Genomic DNA, 209 nt, shown 5'->3' with positions numbered 1-209 from the left:
GCAAACATCGACGTAAGCGTAACAGCGGTTGATGATGCGCCTGTGTCTGGTGACTTAGCTTATTCAATCGATGAAGACGGTTCGATTCGTCTAAGCCAAGAGCAGCTGCTTTCTCAAGCCTCTGACGTGGAAGGCGATGACCTGACGGCCAGCGGCCTAACGGTTGGCGGTGATGCAACCGTTACTCAAAACGATGATGGCAGTTTCAC

1 protein-coding gene is annotated in these 209 nt (G+C 52.2%); it reads left to right on the top strand.

Annotated elements, in window-relative coordinates:
* Positions 1–209: cadherin-like domain-containing protein (locus AB4512_RS25535; RefSeq protein WP_372175525.1), on the top strand; the 209-nt coding region annotated here is incomplete at both ends.

The sequence above is a fragment of the Vibrio sp. 10N.222.52.B7 genome, from assembly GCF_041474275.1.
Taxonomy (GTDB): Bacteria; Pseudomonadota; Gammaproteobacteria; order Enterobacterales; family Vibrionaceae; genus Vibrio; species Vibrio crassostreae_C.
Note: the sequence above shows the minus strand (reverse complement) of the source record. Positions and strands in the feature narration are given on the sequence as shown.